Annotated in this window: 14 protein-coding genes; 4 read left to right on the top strand and 10 right to left on the bottom strand. The window is 42.8% G+C overall.

Annotated elements, in window-relative coordinates; all coding sequences use genetic code 11:
- Positions 1 to 65 precede the first annotated feature (65 nt).
- Positions 66 to 2,516: an outer membrane beta-barrel family protein gene (locus tag M1L62_RS07505; protein ID WP_254412414.1), complete on the bottom strand. Its 2,451-nt coding sequence runs from the start codon at positions 2,514 to 2,516 to the stop codon at positions 66 to 68.
- 270 nt (positions 2,517 to 2,786) lie between these two features.
- Positions 2,787 to 3,128, bottom strand: a complete 342-nt coding sequence (locus M1L62_RS07500; protein ID WP_254412413.1) for a DUF6249 domain-containing protein — start codon at positions 3,126 to 3,128, stop codon at positions 2,787 to 2,789.
- Between the two features lie 164 nt (positions 3,129 to 3,292).
- Here M1L62_RS07500 and M1L62_RS07495 point away from each other — a divergent pair, with 164 nt between their 5' ends.
- Positions 3,293 to 3,844 carry an RNA polymerase sigma factor gene (locus M1L62_RS07495; protein WP_254412412.1) on the top strand — a complete coding sequence of 184 codons (552 nt, stop codon included), beginning with the start codon at positions 3,293 to 3,295 and terminating at the stop codon, positions 3,842 to 3,844.
- Positions 3,845 to 3,877: 33 nt separating this feature from the next.
- The gene (locus M1L62_RS07490) at positions 3,878 to 4,363 is read left to right on the top strand and encodes a hypothetical protein (protein WP_254412411.1); all 486 of its coding nucleotides are present in this window, start codon (positions 3,878 to 3,880) and stop codon (positions 4,361 to 4,363) included.
- A 63-nt stretch (positions 4,364 to 4,426) separates the two neighbouring features.
- Here the strand turns inward: M1L62_RS07490 and M1L62_RS07485 are convergent, their stop codons facing one another.
- The 4 genes from M1L62_RS07485 to M1L62_RS07470 form a co-directional block, all read right to left on the bottom strand.
- Positions 4,427 to 6,841, bottom strand: coding sequence for an ABC transporter permease (locus M1L62_RS07485; protein ID WP_254412410.1), 2,415 nt, complete (start codon positions 6,839 to 6,841; stop codon positions 4,427 to 4,429).
- Positions 6,842 to 7,016: 175 nt separating this feature from the next.
- Positions 7,017 to 7,379: a hypothetical protein gene (locus tag M1L62_RS07480; RefSeq protein ID WP_254412409.1), complete on the bottom strand. Its 363-nt coding sequence runs from the start codon at positions 7,377 to 7,379 to the stop codon at positions 7,017 to 7,019.
- Between the two features lie 171 nt (positions 7,380 to 7,550).
- Positions 7,551 to 9,932 (bottom strand): ABC transporter permease, encoded by a 2,382-nt coding sequence (locus M1L62_RS07475; RefSeq protein WP_254412408.1) that lies wholly within the window; start codon positions 9,930 to 9,932, stop codon positions 7,551 to 7,553.
- A gap of 243 nt (positions 9,933 to 10,175) precedes the next feature.
- Positions 10,176 to 10,601, bottom strand: a complete 426-nt coding sequence (locus M1L62_RS07470; protein WP_254412407.1) for a hypothetical protein — start codon at positions 10,599 to 10,601, stop codon at positions 10,176 to 10,178.
- A 217-nt stretch (positions 10,602 to 10,818) separates the two neighbouring features.
- On the opposite strand from M1L62_RS07470, the gene M1L62_RS07465 reads away from it, so the two are divergent.
- Together M1L62_RS07465 and M1L62_RS07460 are read left to right on the top strand one after the other, a co-directional pair.
- Complete coding sequence (locus M1L62_RS07465; protein WP_254412406.1) at positions 10,819 to 11,049, top strand: hypothetical protein; 231 nt, start codon at positions 10,819 to 10,821, stop codon at positions 11,047 to 11,049.
- Entirely contained in the window at positions 11,039 to 11,443 is a 405-nt protein-coding gene (locus M1L62_RS07460) for a PIN domain-containing protein (RefSeq protein ID WP_254412405.1), read from the top strand. Before M1L62_RS07465 ends, M1L62_RS07460 begins: the two co-directional genes overlap by 11 nt.
- A gap of 39 nt (positions 11,444 to 11,482) precedes the next feature.
- On the opposite strand, the gene M1L62_RS07455 is transcribed toward M1L62_RS07460, so the two are convergent.
- The 4 genes from M1L62_RS07455 to M1L62_RS07440 all read right to left on the bottom strand — a co-directional run bounded on the left by M1L62_RS07455 (position 11,483) and on the right by M1L62_RS07440 (position 19,761).
- On the bottom strand, positions 11,483 to 13,843 hold the full coding sequence (locus tag M1L62_RS07455) for an ABC transporter permease (RefSeq protein WP_254412404.1): 2,361 nt from the start codon (positions 13,841 to 13,843) through the stop codon (positions 11,483 to 11,485).
- Positions 13,844 to 13,880: 37 nt separating this feature from the next.
- Positions 13,881 to 16,295 carry an ABC transporter permease gene (locus M1L62_RS07450; protein ID WP_254412403.1) on the bottom strand — a complete coding sequence of 805 codons (2,415 nt, stop codon included), beginning with the start codon at positions 16,293 to 16,295 and terminating at the stop codon, positions 13,881 to 13,883.
- 49 nt (positions 16,296 to 16,344) lie between these two features.
- Positions 16,345 to 18,744 carry an ABC transporter permease gene (locus M1L62_RS07445; protein WP_254412402.1) on the bottom strand — a complete coding sequence of 800 codons (2,400 nt, stop codon included), beginning with the start codon at positions 18,742 to 18,744 and terminating at the stop codon, positions 16,345 to 16,347.
- A 138-nt stretch (positions 18,745 to 18,882) separates the two neighbouring features.
- A complete protein-coding gene (locus M1L62_RS07440) occupies positions 18,883 to 19,761 on the bottom strand; it encodes a helix-turn-helix domain-containing protein (RefSeq protein ID WP_254412401.1) in 879 nt (292 codons plus the stop codon).

Genomic DNA, 19,761 nt, shown 5'->3' with positions numbered 1-19,761 from the left:
TGTAAGTCAGAATACAAATTATCCGACTTGCATCTCAATTGAATTATCTCTACAAAAACCGTCTGCTAACTCCCGCTTTGTACATCGTCATTTCTAATACCTCTTTTGTTCTTCCTGATCGCATCTTTCAGCTTGCCAAATTTATAGTTTACACTGAAATTGAACGATCGGAAATAGTCCTGACGGTCATTGTTCTGGGTAAAATCCGGGCCAAATGATTCATTATGATTACGTCTGAATTTGGTAAACGGATTGCTGACCGAAGCGGAGAGCGATAACTTATCTTTCACGATATCCTTATTGACGCTGAATGAGGAGCTAACCATGGAATTTGAGGTGCCTTGCAAACTTACGCTGGGTCCGTTTGCATTCAGATTTGCGTTGACCCGCCATTCTTTTTCAAAACGGTAGCCTGTTGAAGCGGAAAATTGATACATAAGTCCTTCATTTTTTATCAGAACATTATTGACCAGTCCTTGTACCATGCCATAAGCAACCCTTAAATTCGTGCTGAAATTCCATTTTTTTGTTATCGGGTAGTTGATATTCAGGTTTGCCTGAGGAAGTTTTGCACTGCCGGTATTACCGTAGGAAGTCCGGGTGATATTGGTTGTTGAGTCATAGACAGAAACCGGGAAAATCAGATCTTTGAAAAAAGAATAACTAAGTCCGAAATTGATTGAGGTTTTCTTAGACCAGTTGTATCCAAGCTGAATATCATTCACGTTCGCCGGACGAAGATTCGGGTTGCCGGTACGTTCAAAGTTTGGATTGGACTTGTCAACGAAGGGGTTTAGCCGGGAAATGCCCGGACGCTGGATTCTTTGGGTATAACCCAAATTTAAAGCGCTGTTTCCTTTAAGTTTTCTGTTGACAGAAACCGAAGGAATTACGTTGAAATAATTCCGTCGCACCTTCGAATCTGTTGAAATAAAATCTATGTTTATCACTGTTTGCTCGATCCGGGCACCGGCTTTGAAACTCCATTTTTTTATGTTGTACTGATAAGTATTGTAAGCGCCGAAAACATCCTGTCCATTTCTGAATTTATTTCCCATGCCAGGTTGAATTTCATACTGGTCTCTTTCATCATTGTAAGTCCAGTTTTGAAAATCACTTTTATTATCTCTGAGAATGGCTTTCAATCCTGCCTCAATGTTTAATTTTTTTAAAGGGTAAACGTAATCAACCTGGAAAGTTTGTTCCGAAAAGCGCTCGTCATTAAGCTGTTTATAATCTGCAATGTCATAATTCACCCGGTCGTCAAATGCCAGGTTGTTGTTCGATTTATTGCTGAATGAAAAGTAGCGGTAGGAGAAAGTAAGCAATCTGTTTTTGTCGGCTTTAAATCCCTTTTGATAATTCACAGCCGCGTCTACACCTCTGCCATTTCCATCATTGGTATTTCGCAGCATATACTTTTGCAAAATTTCTTCTGTACCGGTCAGAATGCTTTTTTGCGTATTAATTATTTTAAAATCGTTTCCATTGATATTAAACTGGCCGGAAATCAAATTAAGACTGTCTAGCTCATAAGTGATCTCGTATCCCAGATAAGCGTTCTTTTTGTTGTCAGATTTATTCGTTCCGTTTTGGAGCAGACTGGTCGGGTCATTTCCGAAGGTGTTACGTGATGTGGAGTTGGTCGTTGCGGGTGTATTATAGACGCTGGCCCCCCCAAATGCTGACATACCTAATTTTCCGAATTTGGCTGATACCGAACCTCCAAATCCCGGACCACCTGTTGGAAAACGTTCGTTTACATTCAACGATCCGTTATACCCATTGTCAATTTTTTTGTTTGTGATAATGTTGATAATACCGGCCAATCCTTCGGCATCATATTTGGCTGGTGGCGTGGTAATGACCTCAATACGTTCAATAGACGATGCAGGCATACTGCGAAGCACTTCTTTGTAACTTCTTTCCATCATACTTGAAGGTTTGCCGTTGATCAGGATTTTAAAATCACTGTTTCCCTTTAGAAAAACCGTATTGTCAGCGTCCACAGAAAGCAATGGAACCTTGCGCATCATGTCCAGCACGCTAAAAACCTTGCTTTCCGGATCGGCCTGCATGTCGTAGGAGATGCGGTCTACTTCCTGGGTTACCACCGGTTTTGTCGCTGTGATTTTCACTTCTTTCAGACCTACCGTAGCAGGACTTACAAGAATGTTTTCCAGGTTAACGGCTTGTTTAGTCGAGTCGCTGAGGTCGGCGGTTAGCATTTTGTCTTTGTATCCGACACCCACAATCACTACCTGATATTTCAGCGGTTTCAAACCCGAAAATGTAAAGGTCCCGTCAGTCTTGCTGTAATCGACTTTAATCACCGTGTTTTTGTCGGTCATTAGGTTAACAGTAATAAAGTCGAGCTTTTTCAGGGAAACAGAATCGGCAATGGAGCCGGTGATCTTTCGACCTTCGGGGGCATTTTGAGCCCAGATTTTTTTCGGTGTACAAAACAAAATACTCAACATGAGCATCTGGAAAAATAGGATAGATTTAAGTTTCATGGCAGTTAAATTTATGGCTAACAGATTTTTAAGGCATAGGAAGTCTTCTCCGAAATTTTGAATTTTTCGGCCACATCGGGTATTTGTATGCTCAATTACAATGTTGAAATCTTTGTCAGAACGTCTTCCTAAAAAGTATCAACATAACAAAGGTATATCAAGGTACTATGTTTTGCAAGGTACTTGGTGAAAGGTTTTTTAATTCGTGATAAGTGGCGCGATAGATATGTGAGTGGCGCTCTTGCCTGATGATTGTTTTGCAGACGTTAACTATTTATCCGCCAGTTTTCTTTCAATAATAAAATTAATGATCAGACTTAAACCGCCAAAAAGGAATATCATTGATAAAAATGCAGGTCCTTTACTTAAATCGTAGAATTCGTGCAGTACGTCACCAATAATAATGCCGAGCGCAATGCCGACAAACAGCATACCGAATTTAAGAGTAGGAGAAATTGATTTGTTCTGATCTACAAATATTGAGGCGTCAACACCTCTTTCTATCATGGCTATACGTTCTTTGTATCGTGTCATCAGGAATACGTATACAATTCCGAAAATCCCGGCAAAGCCAGCCAGGGCAATTATGGCACCTGCGAATACTCCACTCATCTTGTTTCAGTTGTTTAAATTGAACTTATACTGCATAAGACCAATGTACCAGCCCGAAGGTTACAAAAAATGTTTAAATTTATTGAAAGAAAAATTTTCAGCGATTTTTGTAACCAGAGTGGCTTATGCCTGGTCTAACACCCATCAGGCAGTCATGTACAAGAATGAAAAATACAGAAGACCAGGTTTATATTGATAAAGTTAAAAGAGGAGATCTGGCTTCTTACACATTTCTTGTTGAGCGGTACAAGGATATGGCCTATACCATTGCCATGAAGATCATGCGAAATGCGGAAGACGCCGAGGATGCCGCCCAGGAAAGTTTTATTAAGGCCTATCAGCAGCTTCACAGATTTGAAGGGAAATCGAAATTTTCGACCTGGTTGTATACAATTGTTTACCGAACTTCAATTACCAGATTGCAGAAAAACGGGGTACCGGCGTTTTCAATTGATGAGGAAACCGGGGACAACTTTTCATACGACCATGCTGTTCCGCAGATGGAGCATATGCATGCGCAGGAGCAAAGCAGATTCATCAAACAGGCAATTTCAAAATTACCGGAAATGGAAGGTTTGTTGATAACGCTTTTTTATATGAATGAAAATACTGTGAAAGAGATTGAGGAAATTACGGGGTTGTCTTCGTCTAATATCAAGGTTAAGTTGTTTAGGGCAAGGAAAATACTGGAAGCAGAACTTCGTTTTTTATTGTGAATCTATGCCCCGAGATTTGAAATGACTATGGAAATGGATAAGGAAGATATTTTTGGAAAACTGATTCAGCATGCCGGACCGGACAAAACCAGTCCTGGTTTTACTGGCATGGTGATGAAAAATATACAAATTGAAGCGGAACTGGCACTTGAAAGAGAGGCTGTTTTAGAAACCATTTTGCTGAAACTTCAACCTGAAAGCCCGTCGCCGTTGTTTCAAAAAGCGATCATGGCCCAGATTGCTATGTCGGAGAAAAAATCGGAAGAGCCGATTATCAGCAGGAAGGCTTGGTATCTGGTCGCGGCGACGGTGTTGTTGGTTATCGGATTCTGTGTTACAGGTCAATCCGATACCGCGGTAGAAGCTACGCCGGATGTTTTGCGGGAGACAAACAACATATTGGCTTCTTTTTCTTTACGCATCGTTGTTTTGCCGGTCATTTATCCAATTGCTATGTTTGCTCTGAGCATTTTACTATTTGCTGATTATTTTGTTCGTTACCGGTTGATCAGACATTAAAAAACGAGGTATGCGGAATGACCTTTCCCATACCTCGTCTCATTCTTTCGATTATTCAGCTTATCATTCACTCCGCAAAGCCTTCACCGGATTCATCAGTGCGGCTTTTACACTTTGGAAACTTATTGTGATCAGTGCGATGATAACGGCCATAAAACCGGCCAGAGCAAAAATCCACCAGGTTATTTCTATTCGGTAGGTATAATCTTTAAGCCAGTCGTTCATGGTATACCAGGCGATGGGGGAGGCCAGCACAAGCGCTACAAGTACCAGTTTAACAAAGTCTCCGGAAAACAAACCAAAAATATTGAAGGCCGAAGCGCCAATCGCTTTTCTGATTCCCATTTCTTTCGTCCTGGATTCGGCCATGAAGGCAACTACACCATAAAGTCCCAGACAGCCGATAAAAATTGCAATCCCCGTCAGAATCCGGAAAAGAGAAAAAAGCTGTTCTTCCTTCTCATAAAAACTGTTCAGTGTCTGATCGAGGTATGTGTATTTGAACATGTAGTCCGGGAAAGTTTCCGTCCAGGCTTTTTCAATTTGCGATAGTTGTTCCCCGGTTGCATTTGCTGCGAGTTTTATACCAAGCGTGCCATATTGGTCACGTGCTGTCGTAAGCACACATGGAACAATTTCTCTGTGCAGACTATAAGTATTGAAGTTCTTCACCACCCCGACAATCGGTAATTTGTTTTCACTGCCACCAATGGTCATTCTTTTGCCGATCGCATCCTGTGGATTTTTAAAGCCAAGCTTTTTAACAAATGCTTCATTGATAACATATTCCCGCATAGTATCCGCCGGCAGGTATGTTCTTCCCGCCAGCAAAGTCAGTCCGTAAGTGTTGATATAAGAAGTATCGGCCGGGCGCATGACAATTTCGAAGGCGAGGAAGTCTTCATCATTTTCATATTTAAAACCCGTCTGCCAGTTACTTTTGGACATGGGAGTGAAAGCACTGAAACTGATAGACTTCAAACCGGGAACTGACTTTAATTTTGTTTGCAGATTTTCAAGTTTTCCATCTTTTTGTTCAGGTAGTGGAATGTTAATGATTTCATCTTTTTGAAAACCGAGGTCAAGTGTCCGGAAATATTTCATCTGACTGTAAGCAATGATGGTACCAATCAAAACAACCTGAGAAATCGTAAATTGAAGAACAATAAGTCCCCGTCTCAAATTGGATTGCTGACTTCCTGATTTGCCTACTTTTCCTTTTAGTGCCAGAATAGGCTGATAACCTGAAACGATTAATGCAGGATAAAAACCGGATAAAATCGTTGTTAAAACACATAAAAGTACCAGAAATCCCATGATCACCGGATCTGTGATAAAGAATGTTCCCTCGGACTTTACGTTAAGAATTTGTGAAACATACGGCAGCGAAATTTGTGCGATAACAAGCGCCAGCACAACGGAAAGTGTGGTAATGATCCCTGTCTCTGAAAAATACTGACGGAGTAACTGTCCCCGGGTACTGCCAAGTACTTTTCTTACGCCTACTTCGCGGGCACGGCGCAGCGCCTGGGCAGTTGCCAGGTTTACAAAGTTTACGCAAGCGGTTATCAGAATAAAACTGCCGACAAGAATCATCGACCAGATCATTCCTTTGCTTATGGAGCGACCTGCGTAGTTTTGGGTATTGGTAGCAAAATGAATATCATGCAGGGGTTGAAGAATCCAGTCGTTGCCAGCAGCGTCTTTCGGGTCGCGATATTTTTTAGCGAAAGCCGTCAGCTGTTTTTCCATCTGGCTTTTGCTGACAGATTCGGGAAGTTTCATATAAATCTGACCACCGCCATAAGTCGATTGCCAGTCATCCCAGTTGGTATGCGTTCCATATTCTTTCAGGGACGAATACGAAAGCATGACCGTAAAAGGAAAACTTGTGGTAGCAGGAGGATTGTCGATAATGCCACTAACAACGAAGTTCATCTTATTGTTAACCCGGATCGTTTTTCCCATAGGATCGGCATCTCCGAAGTATTTCTTGGCCTGATCGGTGCTGAGTACGACCGATCCCGGATTGCTCAAACTACTTGCCGGACTGCCTTTTAGCCATTTGTAATCAAAAATGTTGAAATACTCAGGATCAATAAACGAGACAGAATTGATCGGATCTATAAATTTCTTCCGCTTTTCACCATCGCCAACGGAGATAAGCATCTCTTTTGATGCATAGGTGTTGGTTACGGTATTTCTGATTTCCGGAAAATCATTTCGTAAAGCGGCCAACACTGGAAGCGGAGCGCCGACAGCATAACCTTTTTCTCCCTGCTCTTTATTCCGGTTGACAAAACGATAAATACGATCACCGTCTTGATGATGATTGTCGAAACTAAGCTCAAAACGAACGGCAAAGAAGATCAAAACGCAACAGGCCAGACCAAGCGTAAGCCCGGTCACGTTGATAACCGTGAAGTTCCAGTTACGGCGAAGGTTGCGAAAAGATGTGATCAGATAGTTTTTAATCATGGCTGCTGATTTTATAAAGCGGAATCTTTCTAGACTTTACAAATTTGTGCCAGGGTTTTGTTGTAATTTTTAGTTATTGATAATCAGCTATTTGTGTTTTTGATGTAAACAAAAAATGTCCGCTTTCGAACATATTTCAGTTTGAAAGCGGACATTCTTAACGGGTTATTAAATTTTAGCCACGGCGGTTAAAACGACCGGAGTTGTGGTTGTTTTGATAAGCCATCCAGCGTTGGCGTTGAACCGGAGTCAATACAGATATGATCTCTTTTTGTTTTTCCCATTCAAGCTCCTTGTAATTACGACCTCTGCTGTTGGCCATTATTCTGTCATAGCGGTTTTCAATTTTCTTGATCTTGTTTTCCTGTTTACGGCTAAGCTTTACAATATTGTCAAGCTTATTGATCTGAAATTCTTCATAGGCGTTATCTCTTGGAGCATTGTAATCAGGTTTTCCATTTTGATAAGCGCGCTGCGCGAAAGAATTTCCAACAGAAAGTGTTGCTAAAACGGCGATTGCTAAGATGTACTTTTTCATGGTTTTCAGTGTTTAAATTTGTTTGTTATGTCTTTTAGAGGACATTCAAATCAATTGGTTTAACCACTACATAAGCCCAATCTGCCAGTTGCCGTTTTTAATAGATGAAACTAAAAGTTACACCGACGAAATGCAACTTTCCCCAACTGTCGAAAATTAATGCCAGGTCATTTATTCGCTTCTCAGAGATTTTACCGGATTCATCAGTGCTGCCTTAATACTTTGAAAACTCACGGTTAAAAAGGCAATGGCTACCGAAAGAATTGCCGCCGCCATAAATATCCACCATTTGATATCTGTTTTGTAGGCAAAATTTTCCAGCCATTTGTACATTCCATAGTAGGCCAGCGGAGATGCGATCACAAAGGCGACGATAACCAGTTTAAGGAAATCCTTTGAAAGAAGTCCGACAATGCTGCCGATCGAAGCACCCATCACTTTTCGGACACCTATTTCCTTGGTACGCTGCATGGTGCTGTATGAGGCGAGTCCGAGTAGGCCGAGGCACGAAATGAATATGGCCAGGATAGCAAAATTGAAAAACAGCTTTTCGAAACGTTCTTCACTACGGTACTGGCGGTCAAAAAATTCGTCCATAAAATAATAGCTGAACGGACGGTTCGGCATGGTGGCTTTCCATTTTCCTTCTATGGCGGCAACCGTACCTTTGATATTTCCGCCGTCAATTTTTACCGATACAAGATCACTTCCACCCGGTTCGATCCGCATGGTCAATGGCTTTATGGTTTCCTGCAAAGCACGGAAATGGAAATCTTTGACAACGCCGATAATTTTTCCCTCACGTCCCCATTGTTTGAATCTTCGGCCAATGGCTTCTTGCGGCGTTTTGTATCCGAACAATTTTACAGCGGCCTCATTCATAACCATCGCCTGAGTCGTGTCTGTCCCAAATTCTCTTGAAAATGGTCGTCCGGCGATTACTTTCAGCTGAAATTGTGGAATATAGTCGAAGTCGACAAAGTATAAGTCCAGATTGGCAATTTGTAAATCACCGCTTTTATTTTCGATTTCAGAATATGCCCCAGGATTCCCGCTACCCGGCACACTCGACGAAGCTGCGGTCGATTTTACACCAGCCAAGCCCGCCAATGATTGCTTGAAAGCTTCCCGTTTGGGATCGCCTTCTGAATTGACGATCAGCATCTGGTCCTTACTGAACCCGAGGTCTCGGTTGCGCATGAAGTTCATCTGGGTGTAAACGACAAGTGTTGCAATGATAAGCGCAATAGAGATAGCAAACTGGACAGTAACCAGCCCCTTTCTCAATAAAATGCCTTTTACACTGGTCGTAAAACGTCCTTTCAAAACCACAACCGGTTCAAATGAAGACAAAACCAGCGCGGGGTATAATCCTGCCACAAAACCGATGAGAATGGCTGCGACAAACATGCCACCTAAAAATGGAAGGTTTGCGAAGATACCGGTACTAATAATTTTGCCCGAAAGGTTATTGAACAACGGAATTAAGGCTGCGGATAATGCCACGGAAAAAACGAAGGCGATCAGGCAAATCAGGATGGATTCACTAATGAACTGGCGTGCCAGCAGCATCCTGGGGGCTCCAACCACTTTTCTGATGCCGACCTCCTTAGCTCTTTCGACGGAACGGGCGGTGGTCAGGTTAACAAAATTGATACAGGCTATCAGCAAAATGAAAATCGCGACGGCCGAAAATACATAAACATTGTTGGCACTTCCGGTTTCTTGTCCGCCACGCGTGGAATGAAGATAAACATCTCTGAGCGGTTCCAGGAACAGTGTGTAATGCATCTGCATTTCTTTCATCAATTTTCCTGCCCGGTTTTCAAGAAATGCAGGAAACTTCTTTTCCAGAGACGCACTTGTGGTTTGCGGTTTCAAAAGCAGATAAGTACTCGCGCCGAAGTTTCCCCATTGCTCATCAATTCCCTTATTCATACGTTGCGTCAGCGTAGCCATTGACAAAAACATATCCGCTTTAATCTGGGAATTTTCAGGTATATCTTTGATGACACCCGTAACAGTAGCCGGCAAACCTTCTCCTGACAAAAGTAAAGTCTGGCCAACGGGATCAGTGTCGCCAAAATATTTTTTCGCAGCCTTTTCAGTGAAAACAATACTTAGCTGATCCTTTAAAGCCGTTTTAGGGTTGCCCTTGATCAGTTTAAAATCAAATACCTTAAACAGGGTGGAATCCGCAAAAAGTGTTTTTTCTTCCTGAAACTTTATATCTCCTTTCCGCACAAGAAAACTTCCTCCGCTCACACGCGTAAAGGCTTCCACTTCGGGGAAATCATTTTTAATATTGGGTGCAAACGCCCAGCTGGTTACGCCGGTGTTGATGGTTTCAGATGGTGTTTTGATGTCCGTTACCAATCGGTAAATACGATCGGCTTTGGTGTTGAAAGCATCATAACTTACCTCGAAATTGACATACAAAAAGATTAGGAAGCAGGCCGACATACCGACAGTCAGACCCAGTACATTGATGAAGGAAAACACTTTGTGTTTCCAAAGATTTCGCAGCGCGATTTTTAAATAATTCTTTAACATAGATTGCCTTATGTATGAATTGAGGATTTTCAGCCGATGGCTTCGGCTTTTCATTTGCCCGATACTAAATCTATGCCGGATATTTTAATGTATTGATTGTTAATTGTTTATGGTTATTGAGAGGCCTGAAAATGTTCATTTTCGGACACTTGTGTTCAGTGCCGGATGGGTTGTTACAAAAAAAGTCAGCACCCGGGAGTATGGTGCTGACGTTGAAATTTGCGTGTTCAGGATTGAGTAAATCTAACCAGTGATTCTGTACGCCAGTAAGTTACCATAAACTACCGTCCCGTCTTTTAAAATCGCATAAGTTCTATAATATACCAGTGGGCCGCAGGCACCGCCTGCAAATTTTTGTTTCTCGCCCAATGTCAGGGGCAGATCAAAAACTGCTTTGGTATCCGTTTCAATGACTGGCGGATCTTTTGGCATAACTCCTGGCTGATATTCTTGCGCATTACCTGGTTTCCATACAATGCCGTATTCCGTAACAGGGAAGTCGCCCACTCTTCGTACATTCAACTTGTAAGTAAACAGAAATTTACAATTTGCTCCATAAACTAACGTTTCCAAATCAGGTTGTTCCTTGATGTCGTGATCTGTACAAGACAGCGTGAAAAAGAGCAGGACAACCACAAGGTAGCTGCCAATGGAGGATAGATGTTTCATGACGATAAATTGTTTGGGGGATTGAGTGACTTATTAACCGATGCTGACTAGTTAATTATAATCAAATATTTAATTATTTATACAAAAATCCTAGTTGTTTTTATTTAGTGGTTTTGCTGGAATCAGATAAAATGCGCTGGCTTCTAATCAGCGTAAAATCAGTTCAAAACATTACCCGTTTTTTAATTAACTTTGGTAGTACACAAATGAAATAAATATGGAACTGGTCAGGGAAATTATAGTGCCAACGGGCAACTCTTATCTGCTAAATCTGCCGGATGAAATGATTGGGAAACAGGTGGAGGTAATTGCGTTTGAGATTGATTCAAAACCTGTTTCAGATGCCCAGAGTAAAATTAATAAGCTTACCGCTTCGTTGACCGATCTGAAAACGGATCTTTCGGACTGGAAATTTGACAGAGACGAAGCAAATAATTATGATGAATAAAGTCGCCGTTGATACCAATATTCGGGTTTATTTGCACGACGAAAGTAATTCGTCTAAAACCGATAAAGCCAAGGATATTATTCAGCATTTTCCTGTCATACCGGCACAAGTCATTTCTGAATATTTAAATGTCCTGAAAAGGATTTTAAAAGTACCCAAGCTTCGTCTTATTGAGCATTGCATCATTTTGATAGAAGGATGTGAAATTGTTAATATCAATCACAGTATATTGGAACAATCACGAAATCTGATAACGAGATACGATTTCCAACTTTTTGACAGCATTATAGTTGCTTCGGCGCTTGCTGCAAATTGTAATATACTTTACTCAGAAGATTTGCAGCATAACCAACTTATCGAAAACCGTCTCACCATTATCAATCCATTTATTTGATTCAGGTGGTTGCTGTCAATAAGTTGGCTTAGTTTTTTTTTACTCGCTCTTTAAACTTTTTACAGGATTCATTAAAGCTGCTTTAATCGCCTGAAAACTTACCGTGAACAGCGCAATTAACAAAGCGGCAAATCCGGCGATGACAAAATACCACCACTCCATTTCTATCCGATAAGCATATTCTTCAAGCCAGCCTTTTAAGAAATACCAGGCGATTGGAAATGCAATCAGCGCTGATATTGCCACCAATTTTACAAAATCCGCAGAAAGCATGCTGACGAGATTGGTTACGCTCGCGCCCAGAACTTTCCGAACTCCGATTTCTTTGGTTCGTTGCTCAGCCGTAAATGCAGCCAGTCCAAATAACCCAAGACAGGAAATGAAAATTGCCAGGAAAGCGAAATAACCCGAAAGACGGCTGACAACATTTTCAGATTTATATTGTTTGCCAAACTCTTCGTCGGCGAATTGATATTTAAACGGAAAACCGGGATTCAGCCTTTTGAAGACTTCTTCTACACTCGCAATAGCCTGTTTGGTTTGTCCTGCCTCAGTTCGGATGATGGCGGCTCCGAAGTTCGGACTTTTGGCCTGAAGGTTAACAATCAGCGGCTCAATAGCCACATGGAGTGACCCGATATGAAAGTCTTTCATGAGTCCGATGATTTTTCCTTTCGACCCCCAAAGTGTCAGTTCTTTGCCTACGGGATCTTTATAACCCATCTTTTTGGCGGCCGCCTCGTTGACAAGATAATTTGTTGAATCCGTTCCGTAGTCCGAGCTGAAATCACGTCCATCGAGCAGTTTGATTCCCATTGTTTTTACAAAATCATAACCGGATGGATTGACATTAAAAAGCAGTTGCTGTGTCGTATCCTTTCCCGGCCACATGACACCCATGGTAGAGCTTCCGTAGTTCAACGGATTCGCCTGAGAAACCGAAACAGCCTTGATTCCCGGCTGATTTTCGAGTGCCTGTTTGAAAGTAGCGAAATTCTTTTCCATGCTTTTTTCAATATCGGTGATATAAAGCAGGTTTTCACGGTTAAAGCCCAGATTCTTTGTCTGGATATACTGGATTTGCCGGTAAACCACAATCATCGATAAGATCAGCAAAATGGACAAGCCAAACTGAAATACGACCAGTCCCTGACGGAAATAGGCAGCGCTGGGTTTGAATTTCAACGCACCTTTCAGCACGACAACAGGGTTTAGTGAAGACATAAACAAGGCCGGATAACTGCCCGCAATGATACCCGTAATGGCTGTTAATCCCAGGAGAATAAGGAACAGGTAGGGATTTGTGAAATCAAGCGACAATTGTTTTTCTGTCAATGTGTTAAAAGAGGGGATTAACAGAAGAACAATGGCCATGGCAAAAATCAGTGCCAGAAAGGTAATCAGAATGGATTCTCCCATAAATTGGCCAATTAAACTGCTTCTGTAAGCACCAACCACTTTCCGAAGACCGACTTCCTTGGCACGTTTTACCGAACGGGCCGTGGCAAGATTCATGAAATTGATACAGGCGATAACCAGAATGAAAACGGCCACAATGACAAACATCTTCACGTACTCGATCCGGCCGCCATTTTGTTTGCCGGAATCCCACTTGGAATAAAGATAGGATTCACCAAAATTCGTAAGAAAAAGATCGACGTTACTGTCCTTATTCTTGGTTTTGATATAACCTTTGATCTTTGCTGAAACCTTTTCCGGAGACGCATTTTTTGCCAGCAGCAAAACGCAGCTTGGCCCGTTATTGCCCCATTCCTTTGCCCAGGCATTGTAGGTTTTCCATCGGTCGAAGCTCATCAGAAAATCAAACTTTATTGAAGAGGTTGACGGGATTTCGTCCAAAATACCGGTAACAATGACGTCATCCTTATTATCGATACGCATGGTTTTGCCCATCGGATCTGTCCCTTTGAAATACTTATCGGCCAGTTTTTTAGAAATGACAACACCATCTGGTCGCTTCAATGCAGTGGCAGCATCACCCTCTGTCAGTTTAAACGAAAACATGCTCAGGAAATCTCCCTGTACAAAACGTCCTTTTTCATTGTCGAAAATATCGCCAACCCTGAACACCGGAGCCGTTTCCCATAGGAACTGACTTGCTTTTTCAATCTCGGGTATATCTTTTACAATGTTTTCGGCCAGGATACCGGGCGTGGACGCGTAAGTATTGATAGAGCCCGAGTAATGCTGGTTTTCCATCACATTGAAAAGTCGGGCATCATTTTCGTGAAAATGGTCCATTTTTATTTCATCCTGCACCCAAAGCATAATCAGCAGACTACACGCCATGCCCAGGGCGAGCCCGAGGATATTGATAAGGCTGAAAGTCTTATTTTTTAGGAGATTCCGCCACGCAATTTTAAAATAGTTTTTAAACATACTGGAGTGGTTGACGAGTCACAACGGGATTAACTTTTTATTCGCTTTTCAGAGATTTTACCGGATTCATCAATGCTGCTTTAATACTCTGGAAACTGACGGTCAGCAGGGCAATGAAGAGTACCAGAACAAACGGTGCAGCAAAAAGCCACCACTGGATACCGGTACGAAATGCATAACCATCGAGCCACTGACTGGCCGCAAACCAGGCAATAGGTGCCGCGATCAGGAAGGAAATAAAAACAAGGATGGCAAATTCGCGGTAGAGCATTTCAACGATGGCATAGACGCTGGAACCCAATACCTTCCGTATCCCGATTTCTTTGGTTCGTTGGGCGGTTGTAAATGATGCCAGTCCGAATAATCCCAGACAGGCCACCAGAATAGCCAGTCCTGTGAAAATACCAAATACCTGTCCAAAACGCTGGTCAGCTTTATACTGATCGTTAAACCGATCATCCAGGAATGTGTATTCGAAAGGATTTCCTGGGAAGAATTTGTTCCATTCTGACTGAACACTGGCAATGGCGCTGCCAGCCGATCCTGTGCTTAGTTTAACTGAAAAATATCCACGGATATCAGGAATCAAACGTATGATCAGCGGTTCGTAAGCATCTTTCAGGGATTGCTGATGGAAGTTGTCTGTAACACCCACGATCGTGAAAATCTCTCCCCAAAAATTAATTTCCTTGCCGATAGCCTGCTGCGGATCGCTAAAACCTAACTGCTGTACAGCCATTTTATTAAAAACCACGGCTTTGGGATCATTCCCGAAATCTTTTGAAAAGTTCCGGCCGGCAATCAGTTTTAAATCATAGGTCTGTAAAAAATCATAGTCCACACCGATGATACGGTATTGCTTTCCTACACTTTCGTCAGCTCCTTTCAGCCTTATACCCCCGGCGTTCCAGTCGGATGGCTGGCCGGGTACAACGGTCGATGCGGTAATCGCTTTTACCCCCGACTGACGTAACAGTTCTTCTTTGAAGGCAGCCATTTGCCGCATAAAAGTAGAATCATCGGCAATGATGGGCGGATTAATAACGAGCGTCTGGTCAATGTTGATGCCCAGACTTTGCTGCCGCATAAAACGGATTTGCTGAAACACCGTAAGCGTGCCAACGAGCAGGAACAGCGAAGCGGCAAATTGAAAAACAACCAACGACTTCCGCAGCAGAATACCCCGCGACGATGCACTGACTTTGCCTTTTAATACCGCAACCGGCTTGAACCCCGACAGGACGAAAGCAGGATATAGGCCCGAAAAAAACGCACCGATCAGAAACAGGCCAGCCAGAGGAAGCCAGAATAGTTTACTGCCAAGCAGTTTAAAAGAAAGCTCCTGACCTGATATTTCATTGAATTTAGGCAGCGACAAGGCGACAAGAACCAGAGCCAGTACTACTGCCAGGCCATTCAGCAAAACAGATTCTGTCATAAACTGGCCAATAAGCTGGCTTCTTAACGAACCAACCGCCTTGCGTACTCCGACCTCCTTGGCCCGGTTAATGGCCCGTGCCGTTGCCAGATTGATATAATTCACCCAGGCAATCACCACGATAAAAAATGCAATCCCGAGCAAAAGATACACGGTTTTGCCATCTCCGTTAGGTTCAGGTTCCATCATCAAATGAGAATAGAGATGGATATCCCTTAGCGGCTGCAAAAGATAAACCGCTGCCGATTTGTATTTTTTATGTTCTTCGCCGGCCAGTTTGTCGACGAGCGCGGGAAACTTCGCTTCAAGTTTGGCGGGATCTGTGCCGGGACGCAGTTTAATGTACGTCAGGCAGCCATCCCATTGCCAGGCAGTTTCAGGGTTGTCAGGTTTTACGTCGTTGAGAAATGTGGCGTAGGAAACAAGTATATCCGCTTTGATATGCGAATTTTTAGGCATATCCTCAAAAATCCCCGTCACTTTAAAAGGCTTCCTCTTGTTACGAAGGACTGTTTTTCCAACCGGGTTTTCGTCGCCAAAAATTCGTTTTGCAACGGAAGATGATAATACAACCGTATTGGGTTCTGTCAGTAAAGTTTTGGGATTACCGCTTACCAGCGGAAAGGAAAAAATGGAAAAGAACGAAGGGCTGGCCATGTAAATTTTTTCAACCTTTACGCTCTTCTCTCCATAGTCCACGATAGAGATGCCTTTTCTCAGTAATTTGACATAATCTTCCACTTCCGGATAAGCATCCTTGAAGGAATTGCCAACCGCATAAGCTCCGGCAGCCCATTGGGTGCTAAGTTTTCCGTCATTGTAGCGATCTTGTTTAACACGATAGATCTGACTGCCATTTTTATGAAAATTATCATAACTCAATTCAAACGCGACATACTGTAAAATCAGGATACAGGCTGCGATACCCAATGCAAGCCCAACGATATTGATCGCTGAAAAAGCTTTGTTGCGGATCATGTTCCGCCAGGCAATTTTGAAATAGTTTTTGATCATGGCCGATGTTATTAAAGAGCAGTGATGGTAAGTTTTTTTGAAACGTAGTTTACTCGCTCTTTAAAGATGCAATCGGGTTCTTTAAAGCTGCTTTGATGCTCTGAAAACTTATTGTCAGCATGGCAATACCAGCCGAAAGTGCTCCGGCAGCAATAAATATCCAGGCCGAAATCTCGGTGTGATAGGCGAATTCCTGCAACCAGCGGTGCATGCCGTACCAGGCGATGGGGGAGGCGATCACAATGGCGATTAAAACCAGTTTGAGGAAATCGTTCGACAATAACACGACAAGATTTGAAACACTGGCACCCAGCACTTTCCGCACACCGATTTCCTTAACCCGAAGCTCGGCCATGAACATGGAAAGTCCCAGTAAACCAAGGCAGGAAATAAAAATGGCTATCCCCGCAAAAACACCGAAAAGAAGCTGCTGCGTTTGTTCACGCGCGTACAACCTGCCAAAACGTTCATCGAGAAATTCGTAGACAAAAGGTTTTCCGGGGAACCGGCTTTCCCAGACCTTCTTGATGTGAGCGATCGAACCGGTAATATCTCCGCCCGAAACCTGAACCGAGATCCATCTCATGTTGCCATGCATAAACATGACAATCGGCGCTACTTTCTGATGTAGAGATTCAAAATGATAATCTTCGGTGATGCCGATGATCTGCCCACGGATATCACCGTAGCCAAACCGGTTGCCAACGGCCTCCTGCGGATTTTTCCAGCCAAGCAGTCGTGCGGCAGTTGCGTTGAGCACAAATCCTTCTGCCTTATCTGTTGGATATTGTTTTGAAAAATTCCTGCCCGCGGCCATTTTTATTTTGTAGGTCAGGATAAAATCTTCGTCAACAGCCAGCGATTTTATACTGATATCGGTAGGTGCCATGGAGTCACCTTTCATGACATAGGCTCCCCAGGAGTCGAGAAGCCGGCCCGATGGAATCCGCGATGAGCGGCCCACTTCGGTTATGCCACTGTTTTCTTTCAGCTGCTGACTTATCGCTTCATAGTTTGTAGCGGAGTCACCGGCCGCCTGCAACAGAATCACCTGGTCTTTGGAGTAGCCAAGTTTGTAATTTTGAATATACTTCATCTGGCTATAAACCACAGCGGTGCTGATAATAAGTACGACGGCGATCGAGAACTGAGCAACAACAAGTGTTTGTCGCAGTTTTCCGTTTTTAAGTGCCGAAGCAATTTTTCCTTTCAAAACACTGGTCGGTTGAAAGGACGTCAGGAAAAATGCAGGATAACTACCGGCAACCAGTCCTGTGAAAAGCGTAATGGAAATTAAAACCACGATGAAAACAGGATCTGCCAGCGCGGATAATGTCAGTTTTTTTTGAGTAAACTCGTTTAAAAAAGGAAGACAGAAAGCCACAATCAGCATTCCTAACATAAGCGAAATACAAACGAGCAAGATTGACTCGCTTAAAAACTGGTTAATCAGCTGACTACGCATGGCGCCAACTACTTTTCTCATACCCACTTCCTTCGCCCTTTTCGCAGAACGGGCCGTGGCCAGGTTCATGTAGTTGATACAGGCGATCAGCAAAATAAATATTGCGATGGCTGAAAACAGATAAACATACTGGATGTCGCCGTTTGCTTCCATTTCAGAATCCATGTGCGAGTGCAAATGAATATCCGAAAGCTTCATCAGATTAAGTACCGAGTAGGTGGATGCGTTTGAATCAATATGGCGGTTTTGGAATGACGGAAAAGCGCTGACCAGTTTTGCAGGGTCATAGTTTTTCGGTAATAACAAAAATGTTGAAAATGAGTTATTACTCCAGTTGGTACGCAATCCCTCTGCGCCGTAAACACGGTTATCGTTTAGTGTGGAAAACGAGATCAGAAAGTTCGGGTGAAAAGTTGCCTGCGAGGGCAAGGGCTCGTAAACACCTGTAACGGTATAATCCAGTAGATTATCAAGTCTGACTGTTTTTCCCAGAGGATTTTCCTGTCCAAAATATTTTTCAGCCATCGGCCGCGAAAACATGATTGAAAACGGATTGACCAACGCACTTGCAGGATTCCCCCGGATCACGTCGAAAGTAAAAACCTTAAAAAGATTTGCGTCTGCGGCGTAGAGATTTTCTTCATTGAAAAGGTGCTCTCCATAACGTACGATCGCATCCGTTTCCAGCATTCTGGTTACTTCTTCAACCTGCGGGAAATCCTGCTTGATCAATGGCCCGAAGGGAGGCGCAGCGTGACCAAGACGAAGTGATTCGGTTCCGTCTTTGGAAAGAAACGTTCTGGACAAACGATAAATCCTGTCTGCATTGGCATTGTGCCGGTCGTAACTGAGTTCGTCTTTTACGTAAATGGTGAGCAGTAAAAAACAGGCAAGGCCAATGGCTACACCAATAATATTGATGAAGCTGAATGACTTATGTTTAAGAAGATTTCTAAATGCGATTTTAATGTAGTTTCGGATCATGGCTGTTCGCTTAAATGTGGGCACCTCAGGTGCCAGGCAATAATTTTGTGCCAATATGTTTATCAGTCAATTACAGGGCAAATATGTCCGAAAGCGGACGTTTTTGTTCAGAAGCGGACAGCATTTTAGGGCTGACTTTCAAATGGTATGATTGTTCTTGCTGTAATAACTTGGCGTTTGTCCGGTAATGCTTTTGAAGATGCGGGAAAAGTAGGAGAGGCTTTCAAAACCGGTTTCAATGGCTATTTCATTAAAGGTAAGATCCGTGGTCAGCATCAGAAATTGAGCTCTTTCGATCCTTTTTATCTGAACATAGGCAAGCGGCCTCAAACCCGTGTGGTCCTGAAAGACTCTTGAAAAGTAATCCGTATTTTGAAAAGTCCTTTCAGCGAGCTGCGCGACCGTCAGATTTTCGCTCAGATTTGTCGCGATGTAATTAATGGTTTCCAGGATTTTGGACGGAATAGGTTTCGCAGTGGACGGATTATACAACTCCGGCGTTAAAAACCGTGATAAAAGCTGTAATAAAATACCTCTTGTTTCCATAAAAGCAGCGATCGGGACATCGTTATTCAAATCCTGCGAACGTTGAATAACCGGCTGTTTCTGATAGTCTTTCGGATTATGGGATCGTTTCAGGTCGCGTCCGGGGTTTAGCGTCAGCAGTCTTTTGAAATGGTCGTGATCCGTTGGTGTAGCACTGATTCTTAAAATTTTTTGGTGGGAAGAAAAAAGCGATGTCCCATCGGGCGCCTCTTCCAGAAAATGGATATAATACTGGCTCAAAAAATCCTGACAATAATAATTGCAGATGGTAAAACTGGGTATCAGATACAAATAATTTTCTTCCAGCGTGACTGTGTTATCGGTCTGATAGAGTTTGCCCGACCCGCCATCGATCAGATACAGCCGGTAGAAAGGACTGATGACATTACGGTAATTCCAGTTTTTGTTCAATTTGACATAATCGGTATTTAATAATGAAAATATCGATCTGGCAATGGATTGGTTCGTCAT

The organism is Dyadobacter diqingensis, from assembly GCF_024220585.1.
In the GTDB taxonomy this organism is placed as follows: Bacteria; Bacteroidota; Bacteroidia; order Cytophagales; family Spirosomataceae; genus Dyadobacter; species Dyadobacter diqingensis.
Note: the sequence above shows the minus strand (reverse complement) of the source record. Positions and strands in the feature narration are given on the sequence as shown.

What these genes read in the sequence shown, in the direction of transcription:
- M1L62_RS07505 (WP_254412414.1), bottom strand. Translation starts at nt 2,516, where the DNA reads ATGAAACTTAAATCTATCCTATTTTTCCAGATGCTCATGTTGAGTATT.
- M1L62_RS07500 (WP_254412413.1), bottom strand. Translation starts at nt 3,128, where the DNA reads ATGAGTGGAGTATTCGCAGGTGCCATAATTGCCCTGGCTGGCTTTGCC.
- M1L62_RS07495 (WP_254412412.1), top strand. Translation starts at nt 3,293, where the DNA reads ATGAAAAATACAGAAGACCAGGTTTATATTGATAAAGTTAAAAGAGGA.
- M1L62_RS07490 (WP_254412411.1), top strand. Translation starts at nt 3,878, where the DNA reads ATGGATAAGGAAGATATTTTTGGAAAACTGATTCAGCATGCCGGACCG.
- M1L62_RS07485 (WP_254412410.1), bottom strand. Translation starts at nt 6,841, where the DNA reads ATGATTAAAAACTATCTGATCACATCTTTTCGCAACCTTCGCCGTAAC.
- M1L62_RS07480 (WP_254412409.1), bottom strand. Translation starts at nt 7,379, where the DNA reads ATGAAAAAGTACATCTTAGCAATCGCCGTTTTAGCAACACTTTCTGTT.
- M1L62_RS07475 (WP_254412408.1), bottom strand. Translation starts at nt 9,932, where the DNA reads ATGTTAAAGAATTATTTAAAAATCGCGCTGCGAAATCTTTGGAAACAC.
- M1L62_RS07470 (WP_254412407.1), bottom strand. Translation starts at nt 10,601, where the DNA reads ATGAAACATCTATCCTCCATTGGCAGCTACCTTGTGGTTGTCCTGCTC.
- M1L62_RS07465 (WP_254412406.1), top strand. Translation starts at nt 10,819, where the DNA reads ATGGAACTGGTCAGGGAAATTATAGTGCCAACGGGCAACTCTTATCTG.
- M1L62_RS07460 (WP_254412405.1), top strand. Translation starts at nt 11,039, where the DNA reads ATGATGAATAAAGTCGCCGTTGATACCAATATTCGGGTTTATTTGCAC.
- M1L62_RS07455 (WP_254412404.1), bottom strand. Translation starts at nt 13,843, where the DNA reads ATGTTTAAAAACTATTTTAAAATTGCGTGGCGGAATCTCCTAAAAAAT.
- M1L62_RS07450 (WP_254412403.1), bottom strand. Translation starts at nt 16,295, where the DNA reads ATGATCAAAAACTATTTCAAAATTGCCTGGCGGAACATGATCCGCAAC.
- M1L62_RS07445 (WP_254412402.1), bottom strand. Translation starts at nt 18,744, where the DNA reads ATGATCCGAAACTACATTAAAATCGCATTTAGAAATCTTCTTAAACAT.
- M1L62_RS07440 (WP_254412401.1), bottom strand. Translation starts at nt 19,761, where the DNA reads ATGACGAACCAATCCATTGCCAGATCGATATTTTCATTATTAAATACC.